Origin of the sequence: Paradevosia shaoguanensis, assembly GCF_016801025.1 — a bacterium.
GTDB classification, from domain to species: domain Bacteria; phylum Pseudomonadota; class Alphaproteobacteria; order Rhizobiales; family Devosiaceae; genus Paradevosia; species Paradevosia shaoguanensis.
The window spans coordinates 493,919-508,617 of the sequence record NZ_CP068983.1; the positions used below are offsets into that span (position 1 = coordinate 493,919).

Annotated in this window: 16 protein-coding genes; 13 read left to right on the forward strand and 3 right to left on the reverse strand. The window is 64.0% G+C overall.

What is annotated here, in order from left to right; translation table 11 throughout:
- Positions 1-174: 174 nt before the first annotated feature.
- Positions 175-1,158: an aldo/keto reductase gene (locus JNE37_RS02355; RefSeq protein WP_035032625.1), complete on the forward strand. Its 984-nt coding sequence runs from the start codon at positions 175-177 to the stop codon at positions 1,156-1,158.
- A 69-nt stretch (positions 1,159-1,227) separates the two neighbouring features.
- On the opposite strand, the gene JNE37_RS02360 is transcribed toward JNE37_RS02355, so the two are convergent.
- Positions 1,228-1,740, reverse strand: coding sequence for a DUF6101 family protein (locus JNE37_RS02360; protein ID WP_156046354.1), 513 nt, complete (start codon positions 1,738-1,740; stop codon positions 1,228-1,230).
- Between the two features lie 230 nt (positions 1,741-1,970).
- On the opposite strand from JNE37_RS02360, the gene JNE37_RS02365 reads away from it, so the two are divergent.
- On the forward strand, positions 1,971-2,147 hold the full coding sequence (locus JNE37_RS02365) for a hypothetical protein (RefSeq protein WP_203065185.1): 177 nt from the start codon (positions 1,971-1,973) through the stop codon (positions 2,145-2,147).
- 141 nt (positions 2,148-2,288) lie between these two features.
- Here JNE37_RS02365 and JNE37_RS02370 read toward each other — a convergent pair whose 3' ends face one another.
- The gene (locus tag JNE37_RS02370; RefSeq protein WP_035035409.1) at positions 2,289-2,945 is read right to left on the reverse strand and encodes a GntR family transcriptional regulator; all 657 of its coding nucleotides are present in this window, start codon (positions 2,943-2,945) and stop codon (positions 2,289-2,291) included.
- Between the two features lie 204 nt (positions 2,946-3,149).
- On the opposite strand from JNE37_RS02370, the gene JNE37_RS02375 reads away from it, so the two are divergent.
- From JNE37_RS02375 to JNE37_RS02415, 9 genes are all read left to right on the forward strand, one after another.
- Entirely contained in the window at positions 3,150-4,271 is a 1,122-nt protein-coding gene (locus JNE37_RS02375) for an enolase C-terminal domain-like protein (RefSeq protein ID WP_203065186.1), read from the forward strand.
- A 41-nt stretch (positions 4,272-4,312) separates the two neighbouring features.
- Entirely contained in the window at positions 4,313-5,563 is a 1,251-nt protein-coding gene (locus JNE37_RS02380; protein WP_035035406.1) for an extracellular solute-binding protein, read from the forward strand.
- Between the two features lie 70 nt (positions 5,564-5,633).
- The gene (locus tag JNE37_RS02385; RefSeq protein WP_246513472.1) at positions 5,634-6,593 is read left to right on the forward strand and encodes a carbohydrate ABC transporter permease; all 960 of its coding nucleotides are present in this window, start codon (positions 5,634-5,636) and stop codon (positions 6,591-6,593) included.
- Between the two features lie 5 nt (positions 6,594-6,598).
- The gene (locus JNE37_RS02390) at positions 6,599-7,444 is read left to right on the forward strand and encodes a carbohydrate ABC transporter permease (RefSeq protein WP_052015537.1); all 846 of its coding nucleotides are present in this window, start codon (positions 6,599-6,601) and stop codon (positions 7,442-7,444) included.
- Positions 7,445-7,448: 4 nt separating this feature from the next.
- Positions 7,449-8,525 carry an ABC transporter ATP-binding protein gene (locus JNE37_RS02395; protein ID WP_203065187.1) on the forward strand — a complete coding sequence of 359 codons (1,077 nt, stop codon included), beginning with the start codon at positions 7,449-7,451 and terminating at the stop codon, positions 8,523-8,525.
- A gap of 9 nt (positions 8,526-8,534) precedes the next feature.
- The gene (locus JNE37_RS02400; RefSeq protein ID WP_203065188.1) at positions 8,535-9,707 is read left to right on the forward strand and encodes an enolase C-terminal domain-like protein; all 1,173 of its coding nucleotides are present in this window, start codon (positions 8,535-8,537) and stop codon (positions 9,705-9,707) included.
- Positions 9,708-9,712: 5 nt separating this feature from the next.
- A complete protein-coding gene (locus tag JNE37_RS02405) occupies positions 9,713-11,611 on the forward strand; it encodes a DUF8034 domain-containing protein (RefSeq protein WP_203065189.1) in 1,899 nt (632 codons plus the stop codon).
- 89 nt (positions 11,612-11,700) lie between these two features.
- Positions 11,701-11,970 carry a hypothetical protein gene (locus JNE37_RS02410; protein ID WP_035035394.1) on the forward strand — a complete coding sequence of 90 codons (270 nt, stop codon included), beginning with the start codon at positions 11,701-11,703 and terminating at the stop codon, positions 11,968-11,970.
- Positions 11,971-11,999: 29 nt separating this feature from the next.
- Positions 12,000-12,329 carry a hypothetical protein gene (locus tag JNE37_RS02415; protein WP_203065190.1) on the forward strand — a complete coding sequence of 110 codons (330 nt, stop codon included), beginning with the start codon at positions 12,000-12,002 and terminating at the stop codon, positions 12,327-12,329.
- On the opposite strand, the gene JNE37_RS02420 is transcribed toward JNE37_RS02415, so the two are convergent.
- Complete coding sequence (locus tag JNE37_RS02420) at positions 12,326-13,249, reverse strand: helix-turn-helix transcriptional regulator (protein WP_160176270.1); 924 nt, start codon at positions 13,247-13,249, stop codon at positions 12,326-12,328. The genes JNE37_RS02415 and JNE37_RS02420 overlap by 4 nt on opposite strands.
- Positions 13,250-13,501: 252 nt before the next feature.
- Here JNE37_RS02420 and JNE37_RS02425 point away from each other — a divergent pair, with 252 nt between their 5' ends.
- Both JNE37_RS02425 and JNE37_RS02430 read left to right on the forward strand, forming a co-directional pair.
- A complete protein-coding gene (locus JNE37_RS02425; RefSeq protein WP_203065191.1) occupies positions 13,502-14,350 on the forward strand; it encodes a 3'(2'),5'-bisphosphate nucleotidase CysQ in 849 nt (282 codons plus the stop codon).
- A complete protein-coding gene (locus JNE37_RS02430) occupies positions 14,347-14,586 on the forward strand; it encodes a DUF4170 domain-containing protein (RefSeq protein ID WP_203065192.1) in 240 nt (79 codons plus the stop codon). Before JNE37_RS02425 ends, JNE37_RS02430 begins: the two co-directional genes overlap by 4 nt.
- Positions 14,587-14,699: the final 113 nt, after the last annotated feature.

Genomic DNA, 14,699 nt, shown 5'->3' on the forward strand with positions numbered 1-14,699 from the left:
CTAACGTTGGGCCGGCGTGGGGAATCGGGGGCGTGATCGACGCCGGCAGATTAGAAACGCTACGCTTTGCCGGAAGTTGCATGGCCCGAAAAGAATCTTTGCATCGGGCGAAGCGCGCATCCATCCGGCCTCTCGCGACTTGAGCGAGGATGCTTCGACGAAGGGATTTCAGACATGAAATATGTGAATTTGGGCAGCCAGGGCCTCAAGGTTTCCATGGAGGGCCTGGGCTGCATGGGCATGAGCGCGTTCTATGGGCCGAGCGACGAGGCCGAGAACCTGGCGACGCTGGCGCGGGCGCTCGAGCTGGGCATCGATTTCTTCGATACCGCCGAGATCTATGGTCCCTTCAAGAACGAGCAATTGCTGGCCAAAGCCTTCAAGGGCAAGCGGGATCAGGTAAAGATCGCCACCAAAGTCGGCTCGGAAGTGACCGACGAGGGCGAGCGCAAGGCGGTCAACGGACGGCCGGACTATATCCGCAAGGCCATCGACCGGTCGCTCAAGCATCTTGGGACCGACCATGTGGACCTCTACTACCTCCACCGCATCGACCCCAATGTGCCGATCGAGGAATCGGTAGGCGCGCTCGCCGACCTCGTGGCGGCGGGCAAGGTCCGCTATATCGGCGTTTCGGAGGCTTCGGCGGCGACGATCCGCAAGGCGCACGCCACCCATCCGCTAACGGCGTTGCAGACCGAGTATTCGCTGTTCGAGCGCGGCGTCGAGGGTAACGAGGTGATGGATACGGTGCGCGAACTGGGCATCGGGTTCGTCGCCTATTCGCCGCTCGGGCGCGGCCTGCTGACCGGGGCGATCAGCTCGACCGACACGCTGGCCGACACCGATTTCCGCCGGAGCGATCCGCGCTGGTCGGACCAGAACTTCGACAAGAACATGGCCCTGGTCGGGCGGATCCGCTCGCTGGCCGAGCGCAAGGGCGTGCGGCCGTCGCAGCTCGCGCTGGCCTGGGTGTTCGCGCAGGGAGCGCTGGCCATTCCGGGCACGCGGCGGATCAAGTATCTCGAGGAGAATGCGGCGGCGGTCGATATCGCGCTCGACGAGAACGAGCTGGCAGAGCTCAACGATGCGGCGCCGGCAGGCGCGGCGGCGGGCGATCGCTATACGCCCGCCGGGATGCAGTCGCTCAATCGCTGACGCAGAAAAGCCGGAGGCCGGTCGCACCACTGACCGGCCCCAGCTAGCGATTGGAGGTCGCGAAACTTTCTATTTAGCTTCCGGCTCGCCGGGCTTGCGGCGATTGAGAAAGCGCGGACGGCGGCCGGATTCGGCGGCCAGCCTGCGGCGGTCGGAGGCATTGCCCAGCATGACGCCGTCGACCTGCTGCGAATAGGGAAGGAGCGAGCCGTCGCCGGCCTTGATGAAGAGCGGCAAGCGGAGCTTGCGGCCCCAGTTCTGCCACTCGGCGACGACGTTGTAATTGCCCTCTTCCTCGAACACCTGATAGTTGAGCTCGGGGTCGCCATGCACCAGCTCGATAGCGCTGGTGAGCACGCCTTCATCCGAGATGCGGGTGGATACGGCCACGCCGACATATTCGGAAACCGGCACCTTGATCTTGATGGTCACGCCGCTCTTTTCGAGCGTACGGCGTACGGTCACGGTGTTGACGGGGTCCTTCGGACCATTGTCGTTAGCTGCACCGAACGGGGTAGACGCCTGGCGATCGCTCGCCTGTCTGCCGCGGAACATAACGACGGAGGAACCGTCATTTCCCATGCCACGAACCATCTTTGAAACCTTCCTGTGAACTTTCGAGAGCTTGTTTTTTGGTGCTCTCTTTTATGCCCCCAATCTAGCGCGGCCCCTTTCCGGGCCACTTAAGAAACGCAGTTAAGTTTAGGTTGTTTTGAAGAGGGTTAGCGGGTTGTGACCGGGTGTAATGGCCGATTAACGCTGAGCTCGCGGGCCTTGGGAAACAACGCGTTGAGGCTATAGTTGGAGCGCCGATGACGAGCGGGATCACCTATTGCGCGGTTGCTGGCACCCTGCCCGAGATCGAGGCGCTGGCCGCCGAGGCGCGGTCAGAAGGTTTCCAGCATATCGATCGGCGGCTAGGGAGCCGGCGCCCCCATCCGACAGCTTCCAACGGAAGCGCTGTCCGTCTGTTGCGCCAAACCCACTGAACTTCCCCGGCCGCAGAGCCGGGGCCCACGGGTTCCTCCACTCGCGTGGAGGGTGGCAATGGGCCCCGGATCAAGTCCGGGGAAGTCCGGTGGTTGGGGCGGCCATCGCAACCTCATCTACCGGTGCAATTGAGTACGGACCTAGCCGGCGGCGAAGGTGCGGTGGGTCGAGGCGCGGAAATGGGCTTCGAGATTGGCGATGGCGCCGTCGGTATCGCGCTTTTCGAGGCTTTCCAGGACGCGCAGGTGCTCGTCCATGGTGGAGATGAGCTGGCTGCGGATGAAGCCGCTCTGGTGGACGCGGCGGGCCATGTTGAGATTGTCCTGGACGCGCGCGTGAGTGGCGAGGATGGCGCGGTTGTCCAGCGACTGGACGATGTTGCGGTGAAACTGGCGATCGAGCGCGACGACGACGGCGCGGGCCTCCTCGAAGGGTGTGTCGGCGATGAGCAGGGCGCGGCAATCCTCGTGGCGCTTGCGCATGTCGGCCAGCCATTCGGGCTTCACCACCTCGGCGAAGGCGCGCATGGCAAAAACCTCCATCATGATGCGGAACTGGTAGTTCTCGCGGATGAAGGCGACTTCCGGATAGACGATGCGGATGCCGGTGCGTGGCTTGATCTCGACCAGCCCGAATTCCTCGAGCAGCACCAGCGTCTCGCGCAGGGGCGAGAGCGAAATGCCGAGCAGGTCGCAGAGTTCGTTCTGCGTCACCACCATGCCGGGGGTCAGCTTGCCCTCGTGCATAGCTTCGCGAAACCGGCGGTAGCCTTCGTTATCCTGCCTCTCAGCTTCCATCCAGATGCCCCTCGTCGTTTCGCGGTCGTTCCCGGTCTGGCGCCGACATTAGCACCTGCCACGGCTGGCATTGATCGACGCAGCGCGAATCCCACCAGTAAATATCATTGTGGCATAGAACTTCCGTCGAATCTTCATCCTTGCGGGTTGACGTGAGATATTTTCTCGCTCCAATAATATCTCACAAGGGAGTTGAGGGCTGCAATGAAGATCACGCGGTTCACCGCCTGGCTGGTTGAGGTCGATGCCGGGCCAAGATTCATCTGGCGCAACGGCCTGTCCGGATCGCATGGCGACATCCCGCCGGGCACGCGACCGCGCAAGGCAGTGATCCGGATGGATACCGATGCCGGGATTTCCGGAGCCTTCGAGATCGGGCGGGGCGATGCCGTGGTGGACCTGGTGCGCCGGCGCTACCATAACTTCATCGGCGAAAATCCCCTGCTCACCGAGCGACTCTGGCACCTCGTCTGGGAAGTCGATCGCGTCGAGGAAATCCACATGCGGGCGCTCGGCATTCTCGACCAGCTCTGCTGGGACGTGAAATCGCAGGCGGCGGGCATGCCGATCTACCAGATGCTCGGCGGCAACGACCCCAAGGTGCCGGCTTACGCTTCGACCGTCACCTGGCCGACGCTCGACGAATACGAGCGCTACATCAAGATGTGCCACGATATCGGCTTCAAGGCCTTCAAGCTCCATGCCTGGGGCGACGTGAAGCGCGATATCGAGCTTTCGACCAAGCTGCGCGAATGGGTGGGGCCGGATGCGGACCTGATGTTCGACGGCTCGGCGGGCTGGGACTATGTCGACGCGCTCGAAGTGGGCCGCGCGCTCCAGGACCTCGACTTCCTCTGGTACGAGGAGCCGATGCGCGAGTTCTATCTCGGCTCCTACACCAAGCTCTGCGAGAAGCTGAAGATACCCGTGCTGGCGGCCGAGACCTCGGACGGCGTGCACTGGAACATGGCGAGCTGGATCGAGGCCAAGGCGCTCGACATGACGCGCATCTCGACCTTCTACAAGGGCGGGTTCACGGGCGCGATGAAGATCGCGCACATGTCGGACAGTTTCGGCATGCGGGCGCAGGTGCATGGAATGGGTCTCGAAAACGCCCAGCTCTGCGCCGCGGTGCGCAACAACGACTATTACGAGCAGCTCGTCATGAACGAGGAGCAGATCAGGGGCCTCGACAAGCTCGGCCCGCTCTCGATCGTGGATGGCTACCTCAATGTCAGCGACGAGCCGGGCATCGGCTACCGCTTCGACTGGGACGAGCTCGACCGTACGGCGCTCAACAAGGTCGAGGTGACCGAGCGCTTCTGACGTTTCGCAAAAAGACGGAAATGCAAAGGGAGGAGACCTGCATGACCACCACTTTCGACAGACGTTCGCTGCTCAAGCTCGGAGCAGCCGCCGCGGCGGCGACGATGCTGCCCCGGACGGCGTTCGCCCAGGCGGCCAGCATCAATTACTGGCACACCTTCACCAGCCAGTCCGAATTCGCCGGACTCGAGGAGGTGATGAAGCTCTTCGCGGCGGCCCACCCCGATATTAAGGTCACGCAGGAGAACATTCCCAACCCCGAATTCATGGCCAAGATCACCTCGGCGGTGGTGGCCAACAGCCGGCCGAACGTGACGATGGTGTCGTCCGAGCGTTTCGCGGACCTGCTGGCCATGGGCGCGCTCACCGACATGACCGAACGCATCGCCTCCTGGGATCGCCGCGCCGATTTCGACGACAAGCGGTTCGATTCCATCACCAAGGACGGCAAGGTCTATGGCGTGCCCGGCTTCACGTTCGTGGACTGGATGTATTACCGCAAGGACTGGTTCGACGAAGCCGGCCTCGCGCCGCCGACCACGCTCGAAGAGTTGCGCCAGGCCGCTATCAAGCTGACCGATCCCTCCAAGGGCCGGTTTGGCCTCGGGATGCGCGGCGGCCCGGGCGGGCAGAACTACATCATCAACGTCATGGCCGCTTTCGGTTCGCCCGTGGTGGACGCTACGGGCACCATCGGGCTCAACCGCGACAAGGCCATCGAGGCCATCGACTGGTTCAGCGGCTTGCTGACACGCGACGGCGCAGTGCCGCCAAGCGCTGCCAATGACGGCTTCCGCCAGGTGATCGAAGGGTTCCAGACCGGGCAGACGGCCATGATCTGGCACCATACCGGCTCCTACCAGGACGTCGCTTCGGCACTGAAGCCCGGCGTCGAGTTCGCCACGCTCGCCATGCCGGCGGGTCCGGCGGCGCGCATCGCCCGCCTCGCCTATGCCTACAACACCATCACCAGCGACCAGAACGCGGACGCCTCGTGGGAATGGGTGAAGTTCTGGGGCGAGCCGGATGCGGCCGTCGCCTTCCTCGAAAAAACCGGCTACTTCCCGGCCTCCTCGGTGGCGGCCAAGGACGAGCGCATCTCCGGCAACCCGATGTACAAGGCGGCGGCCGAAACGCTCGAATTCGGCATCCCGCAGCCGAGCTTCCCCGGTTATGCCGGCTGGACCGAGAGTGTCGTCCTGCCTGCCTTCCAGCGCACGCTGATCGGCCAGGCCACGCCCGAGCAGGCTGTCGATGAAATGATCGACGGGCTGGCTTCGGCAACCGCCTAGCCGTCGTGTCGGCGGCCGACCCTCCTGACGGCCGCCGACCTCCCCCGATCGACTGCTCGCGCGAGGACCAATGACCAACGGGACTTCAACCGCCGCCTTTCCAGGCGCGCGCTCCGCTTTTGAACGGCTCAACCCCATCCGGGCAATCGGGGAACTCTCCGAGAGCCGCTACTGGATGTATCTGCTGCTGTTGCCCAGCGCCCTGCTGATCACGGCGGTGGTGCTCTACCCGACGCTCTACGGCATCCAACTGAGCTTCCGCGAGATGCGGCTCAACCGGCCGGACCTGGGCACGGACTGGGTGTTCTTCAAGCATTATGCCCGCATGATGAGCGACCCCATCTTCTGGGTGGCGCTACGCAACACAGCGGTGTGGGTGACGTCTTCGATCGCGCTCGAATTCCTGATCGGGCTGGTGGCCGCGCTGGCGCTCAATCGCGACCTCCCGGGCACCAAGCTTCTCGCTGTGCTGATCCTCCTCCCCTATTTCCTGCCTAATGTGGTGGCCGGCCACATGTGGGCGCTGATGCTCGATCCGCGGCTTGGCGTCATCAACGACGTGCTGGTGCGGGTGGGCCTGCTCGAAGGCTACAAGGCCTGGTTTGCCGATCCCAACACGGCGATGGCGGCGGCCATTGTCGTCGAGGCCTGGCACAGCTTTCCGTTCTTCACGCTGCTGATCCTGGCCGGCCTCAAGGGCATTCCAGCCGATCTCTACAAGGCGGCCGATATCGATGGCGCCGGCGCGTTCTCGCAATTGCGGCTCATCACACTGCCCATGCTCAAGACCATCATCGCGGCAGCGGTGATCCTGCGCGTGATCGGCCTCGTCAACTCGCCCGACCTGCTGCTGATCCTCACCAGCGGCGGCCCCGGACGCTCGACGCAGGTGCTTTCGCTCTACGCCTTCCAGACGGCCTACAAGGACTTCAACTTCGGCTATGCCGGGGCGCTGTCCGTGGTGATGTTCATCCTGCTGATGGTCTTCGCCTGGGGCTATATCCGCCTGTCGCGGTTCAACCAGGAGTAAGCGCCATGGCCGTTGCCCAGTCTCGCTCCAAGCTCATCTGGAACGTCCTCAGCTATGCCGTGCTGATCGTTCTGGCCTTCATCTGCATCGCGCCGATCGTGTGGACCTTCCTCACCTCGATCAAGCCCGAAACGCAGATCGTGACCCGCGACATGGTCTACATCCCGACCGAGGTGACCATCGAGAACTACGTCAAGCTCTGGTCGCAGTCGTCCTATCCGACGCTGGTGATGAACAGCCTCGTCGTAACCGGACTGACGGTGCTGATCTGCCTCATCACCGGGACGTTCGCCTCCTACGCGTTCTCGCGCTTCGTCTTCAAGGGGCGCACGCAGCTGATGCTGGCTTATCTCGTCGTGCGCATGTTCCCAGCGGTGCTGATGATCATCCCGCTTTTCGTGCTGATGCGACAGATCGGGCTGCTCGACAGCACGATCGGGCTGGCCATCGACTATACGAGCTTCCTGCTGCCGCTCTTCGTCTGGATGCTCAAGGGCTTCTTCGATGCGGCGCCAAAGGAACTCGAAAGCGCGGCGCGCGTGGATGGCAGCACGCGGGTGGGCGCGATGTTCCGCATCGTCATTCCCATCGCCCGTAACGGGCTGGTCGCCACCTGCGTCTTCGTCGCGATCGCGGCGTGGAACGAATACCTCTTCGCCCTCATGCTCACTACCAGCCAGGGCTCGCGCACCTGGCCGGTGGGCCTGCAGCTCATGGTGGGCGAGTTCCAGTTGCCCTGGGGCATGTTGGCCGCCGGCGGCATGATTTCCATCCTGCCGGTGATCATCCTGTTCGCCATCGTGCAGCGCGTCATGGTGGCCGGCATCACAGCCGGCGCAGTCAAGGGATAAGCTTATGGCGACACTTTCCATCAACGGCGTCCGCAAGAGCTTCGGATCCCTCGAAGTCCTCTCCAATATCGACCTCGAACTGGAGGATGGCGGGTTCCTGGTGCTGCTCGGCCCATCGGGCTGCGGCAAGTCCACGCTGCTCTCGATCATCGCCGGGCTTGAGCCCTCGTCGGGCGGGGACATCTTCATCGGCGAGCGCAAGATGAACGACGTCCACCCCAAGGACCGCAACATCGCCATGGTGTTCCAGTCCTACGCGCTCTACCCGACCATGCCGGTGCGGCGGAACATCGGTTTCGGGCTCGAAATGCGCAAGGTGCCGCAGGGCGAGCGCGACGCAGCGGTGCAGAAGGCCGCTGAGCTGCTGCAGATCGAGCATCTGCTCGACCGCAAGCCGGGACAGCTTTCTGGCGGGCAGCGCCAGCGCGTGGCCATGGGGCGCGCCATCGTGCGCGATCCCGATCTCTTTCTCTTCGACGAGCCGCTCTCAAACCTCGATGCCAAGCTGCGTGTCGAGATGCGGACCGAGATCAAGCGGCTGCACGACCGGCTGGGGACGAGCGTGGTCTATGTCACGCACGACCAGGTGGAGGCGATGACGCTGGGCACCAAGGTCGCCGTGATGAGGAATGGCATCATCCAGCAGTTGGCCGACCCGCAGACCATCTACGAGAAGCCGGCCAACATGTTCGTCGCCGGGTTCATCGGCTCGCCGACCATGAACTTCCTCAGCGGCCGGCTGGAGGAGCAGGACGGCGCATTGGCGTTGCGCTACGGGGATTCCGTGCTGGCGCTGCCCGAAACGGAAGCGAGCGCGCGGCCCTTTATCGGGCGCGAGGTGGTGGCGGGCATCCGACCCGAGACGTTCAGCACGCACAGCGACGGGCCGTCGTTGACGGGGACCGTCGACGTGGTCGAGCCCACGGGACCGGACACGATGGTGGTGCTCAACGTTGCCGGCCAGATGATCACCGCGCGGCTCGGCTCGCGTGACCGGCCGGTGCTGGGCTCGCCCATGACGCTCGCCGTAGACACTTCCGCCCTCAATCTCTTCGACCCCGAAAGCGGCAACCGCATCTGAGCTGGAAACATGACCAAGGACCTGCGCATCAAGCGCCTCACCGTCTACCAGTATGGCTGGACGCAGCGCGAACTCGGCTACGACTATAACGGCTTCAACCACGTCTACCTCGCCGGCTCGACCGTCGAGCAGACGGGGTTCGTCTTCACCATCGAGACGGAAGGCGGGATCACCGGCGAATATGTCGGGGGGACCGGCGTTTCCTACGCCCAGGTGGCGATGGCGGCGCAATATCTCATTGGGCGCAACGCGCTCGAGCGTGAGCTGATCTGGAACGATCTCAAGCGGGCGCTGCGCAAGTATGATCGGTTCGGCATCGGGCCGATCGACATCGCGCTCTGGGACATTGCAGGGAAGGCCGCGGGCATGCCGGTGTCGCAATTGCTCGGCGGCTGGCGCACGCGACTGCCGGCCTATGCCTCAACCTATCATGGCGACGAGAATGGCGGGCTGTCGAGCCCGGAGGCCTTTGCCGATTTCGCGGTGCAGTGCCAGGAAATGGGCTACCCCGCCTTCAAGATCCACGGTTGGGGCAACGGGCCCATCGCGCGCGAAGCGGCAGCGGTGATCGCGACGCGCGAGGCGGTCGGCGACGGCATGGACCTGATGATCGACCCGGCCTGCGAATACGAGACCTGGGGCGATGCGCTCAAGGTGGGCCAAGCGTGCGATGAGGCCAATTATTTCTGGTACGAGGATCCCTACAAGGATGGCGGGCAGTCGTCCTATGCCCATCGCAAACTCAAGCAGTTCATCCGCACGCCGATCCTGCTTGGCGAGCACATCCGGGGCATCGAGTTGCGCGTTGACCAGCTCGTGGCCGAGGGCACCGATTTCGTGCGGGCCGATGTCGACTATGACGGCGGCATTACCGGGGTGATGAAGCTGGCGCATATCGCCGAGGGGTTCGGCGTCGATTGCGAAATTCACGCTCCGGGCCACGCGCCGCGGCACTGCATGGCGGCGATCCGGAACACCAATTACTACGAACTGGGCCTCGTTCACCCCAAGGTGCCAGGCCCGAAATCGCAGAACGCCATTTTCGCCGACGACTATTCGGACGACCTTGATTCCGTGGATGCGCAGGGTTGCGTGCCGGTGCCGACCGGACCGGGGCTGGGGATCGCCATCGACTGGAAATGGCTTGCGGCCCACGAAACCGGCAAGGTCGTCTACGAGTAAGCGCCATGAACGACAAAGTCTCCTTTCCTCCCGCTCTCTCGGTCGGGCGCCCCGCCGCGCCGCCGACCTGGGCCCTGCTCCAGCGCCAGATCTTTGCGGTGCTCGACAAGGCGGCACTCGAATTCGCCGACCGCTATACGCGGCCGGACGGCACGCTGATCTGGCGCGATCGCTGGCCGGGCATGGATGGCTCGGACGACCCCTATGAGGGGTTCATGAACATGCCGCTCTTCTACGCGCTGGGCGGCAGTGAAGAGGTCTATCGGCGCTCGCGCACCATCTGGGACGGCATCACCTGGCAGTGGACCGAATATGGCCAGATCCACCGCGAATACGACGCCTATTACGACTGGATGCATCACGGGGAGAGCAATCTCTTCTTCTATTTCTTCGGGCTCGCCGACCCGGCCGTGCTCAAGGACCGGCAGCGTACGCAGCGGTTTGCCGGTTTCTACAACGGAGAGGACGCGGAAGCGCGGAACTACGATACGGAGTTGCGTCTCATCCGTTCGCCGATCACCGGCAGTCGCGGGCCGCGCCATGTGCAGACGGCGGAGGACTGGTCGACGCATCGCGAAATCCTCGACAATTACCTGCCCCCCTTCGAGGACCTGCCAGGCATCGACCGCTATGGCATGAAGACGCCATGGTCGGATGACAGCACATATGCGGAAATCCTCAAGCGCATCAACGAGCGGCAATCGCGCGGGGACGTGCCGCTCAACCTGGGCGCCACATCGCTCATGACCCATGCCTTCGCCTATTCGGGCGAGGAGAAATACCGGCGCTGGGTGCTCGACTACCTCGATGCCTGGAAGCGGCGGACGGCGGATAATGGCGGGATAACGCCCGACAATATCGGGCTTTCCGGCAGGATCGGCGAATACAATGACGGCAAATGGTGGGGCGGCTATTACGGCTGGCGCTGGCCGCATGGCGCGTTCTCGCTGCTAGAGCCGCTCTCAATCGGCGCGATGAATGCGGTGCTGCTGACGGGTGACACCGGCCATCTCGATCTGCCCCGCTCCCAGCTCGACATGCTCTGGTCGCTGCGGCGCGAGGAGGATGGACGCTGGGTGGTGCCGAACCGCCATTACGACGAAGGCTGGCGCGATTTCCGCCCGCAGCACCCGATGTATGGCGTGTATCTCTGGAACCTCTCGATGGCCGAGGAGGATGCCGAACGGGCCGAGCGCGGTTGGGCGGGTGGTGTGTTCGACGCGGTCAATCCGGCCTATTCGAGCTATGGCGGCTCGACAGGCGGGCATATGGGCTTCAATGGCAATACTGCGCAGTGGTTTCGTTTCATCCGCGGGCGCGATCCGGGCTATCCCGAGGCGATCCTGCGCGCCAATCTCGAAACCATTGCCAACCAGATCGAGACCTACCGCAGCGCGCTCAACGACCCGCTGACCATGGACCATTATCGCGAGTCCATGACCATCCACATGTGGCAGCAACTAACCCCGATGATCATCGAGGGCCTGACCCAGCTCACGCTGGGCGGACCGATGCATGTCTACCACGGCGGCCTGCAACTGGCGCGGCTGCGCTATTACGATGCGGCGGGCCAGCGGCCGGGATTGCCGCAGGGCGTAGCGGCGCTGGTCGATGAACTCTCGGACGACGCCGCCTCGGTGACACTGGTCAATACCGACCCGCTGGCGGAGGCCGACCTCATCGTGCAGGCGGGGGTCTTCGGCGAACATGACTTCACGAGCGTCGTGGCGGATGGCGGCGATGCGGTACCCGTCTCGGGCCGCTGGCTGCGACTGCGGCTGGCGCCAGGCGCGACGACGCGGTTGCGGCTGGGCATGGCGCGGTTCGCCAATCCTCCGAACTATGACACGCCCTGGACCCGAGCGGCGGGTGCTGTGGAGCCCCTGCTGGGGCGCAGCGAATAAGGTGATGGGCGGCTAAAAAGGCCGCCCCTCACTCTGGCCACGTTTCTCCCTATTCTGCGCCCTGGGGGCGATACTTTAGGGAGTTAGCCATGTTTTCCGTGGCCCTGGGTCGTATTCTCCTCGCCGCCGTCCGCGTCGTGCTGGTTGCGGCAATCCTCACAGCATCGCTCGGTGTCGCCCTCGGCATCGGGCTCGCGCTGGCCCGCATGGGGCATCTCGGCACCTGCCAGGATGGATCGTGCGAGCTGGTTGCGGTCATCTATGTGATGCCCATCGTCGGCATCGCGCTCTACCTCGCTGCGCTGGTCTTCTATTCCTGGCTCGCTACCCGTGAGCCGCGCACCAGCGTGCAGTCCTGAATCCCGAACGCCAACTTCGGAGATCCTCCATGTTTCTTCTTGCCACCGCCATCGCGGCGCTTTCGCTCAGCCTTGCCCCCTCCTTCGCGCTCGCCCAGGAGGGCGGGCAGTTCGCCGAGGCGACAGAAACCGTGCCCGAACTCATCGACCTCTACGAAGCGGCAGATTCCGAGTGCCGCCTCAACCCGAGCCCGGACGTGAAGGTGGTCGTCGCCTGTGTTTCGCGCTCGATTTACGGCGCCGCGCTCAATGAGCGGAATTGGTGCATAGGTCGCGAAGGCGAGCCGAATGCCATGATGGAATGGCATGAATGCGAGGCCGATTCCCTGCGCTTCCCGCCGGTCGACTTCGACGGCTAGCCGCGAAGCGCCCGCAGCGAGCGCATGAGGATCGAGGCGTCGGCACTCGGGTTCAGGTCCAGCGCCACCGGAGGCTCGTCGATCGGCAACCCCAATATGCCGGCGCTGCGCATGTCGGTGGGGCTCAGGTTGAATTCGCGGCGGAAGGCACGGCTGAAGCTCGACAGGTCCAGGAACCCGACCTGCTCGGCGATCCGCGCCACCGGGATGACGACGTTGGGCATGGTGAGCAATTGCCGCGCCGTGCGCAGGCGTTGCCGCTGCATGTAGCGCGTCACCCCGCCAAAGGGTTCGAACAGACGGTAGAGGCGCGAGCGCGAGGTGCCGATCATGCGGCAGAGCTCATCCGGGGAGAAATCGGGCCGGCCGAGATTGTCACGAATGGCGCGGCGGGCGCGCTCGACGAGCGTCCAACTGGTGAGGGGCGCAGCTTCTTCCAGGCGATCGGCATTCGGCGCGAGACAGGCGGCGACGATGGTACTGGTGGCGCCGGCAATGGTGCTCATTTCCTCGTTGCTCATCAGCGGCAGGCGCCGCTCGAGAGCACTGAGATAGTCGGCGAGGAGCGTCGTGAGGCCCGTGGGCGGCAGGTCGCCCTCGGCGGCATCGATGAGGCCGGCCATGGCGGGATAGAGGTCGCGCGGGAGATAGAGCGAGAGTACGCCCCGATCATTGGCGCTCATCTCGAACTGGCGGGCCAGCGAGCGAATGCCGATGTGGCGCTCACCGGGTTCGGGAGAATCGCAGAGGACGACGCACCAATGGTCGAGCGGCTCCTTGCGCAGGTGCCGGAAGCGGCGCTCGACAGGCGGCAGCACGGCGCGGGTCATGACCGTGGTGCCAAGATCCCAGACCCTATGTTCGGTCGAAAACGGGCCATCCAGCGATTCGACAGGCTCAACGTCGATCACCGGCGCCATAAAGGCGCGATAAGCTTCAAATTGATCCGAATTATTCAGGCCGCTGGTCGAAAATACAATAGGCGACTGCACTTCCATAAGTCGTCTGCCTCACAAGTTCGTACTGATCTGGTAGCAGTGCGCGCGTTGGCCCGTCAATATTTGAACCTGTCAGGCGCCCGCAGCAAAGCGGGACAGGCGCGGGATGCCGCTTGCTCATTGCCCGCCACGCGCCTAGAAGGGCGGGCAGAAACGCCTCCTTACGAAAGTCGTATGCCCGAAGCGCCAGCCACCAGCCCCGAGCAAGACCTCGAACTCTTGCGCTCGACCGCCGTCGGGGCGGGTATCATTGCCTCGGGTTACTTTCGTCGCAACCTCAAGACCTGGACCAAGGAAAACGCCTCGCCGGTGAGCGAAGCCGATATCGTGCTCGACAAGTTCCTGCACTCCTCGCTTCTCGCCGCCCGGCCGCATTACGGCTGGCTGAGCGAAGAGAGCGTGGACGACCTGGAGCGGCTCAAGCATGACCGGGTGTTCGTGGTCGATCCCATCGACGGCACGCGCGGCTTCATCCGTGGCGAGGACAGCTGGACGGTGAGCGTTGCGGTGGTGGAGCATGGCGTGCCGGTGGCCGGCGTCGTCTATGCGCCGGCGCGTGACGAGCTTTATGACGCGAGCATCGGCGGGGGCGCACGGCTTAACGGCAAACCCATCGTAAGAGCGGCGCAGCCGGGGCGCTCGGCGGTGATCCCGGCGCCGGGCGCGGTGCACCAGGAATTGCAGGATGCGGGCCTCAGCTACACGCGCGGGCCTTACTATCCCTCGCTGGCCTATCGGCTGGTGCAGGTGGCAACGGGCAAGCTCGACGCCGTCGTGGCGCGGCGCGGTTCGCAGGATTGGGATATTGCGGGGGCGGCCATCATTCTCGCCGAAGCCGGCATCGGCTTTGAGGATGTGTGCGTGGGCAAGCCCCGTTTCAACATGACCGATGTGCGCCATGGGGCGCTTGCGGCGCTCAGCGACGAGTCGCTAAAACCTGTCGTCCACAAGGCGCTGCGCCGCATCTATGGCTGCCCCGCCGAAACCGAAATCACCGCCGACCTCGAAAGGCGCACGCAATGAGCGAAGAGAACCAGCAGCAGCTTCTGCACCTCGTCATCGGCGGCGAGCTGTCCGACCTGGAATCGGTGACGTTCAAGGACCTCAAGGCGGTCGATATCGTCGGGGTCTATCCCAACTACGCGGCGGCCTACGACGTGTGGAAGCAGAAGGCGCAGCAGACGGTGGACAATGCCGAGATGCGGTATTTCATCGTGCACCTGCACCGGCTGCTGGATCCGGAAGCGGTCAAGCCGTAAGGCGCAAGTTTCGGTAGAGGTGGGATTGGGGACCCTGGCTGGGGCCGGGGTGTTTGGTGCTGGGCGGGTGGTGGCTGTAGCTGCTGGCCCCCCACTTTTCCCCACCACGGAGC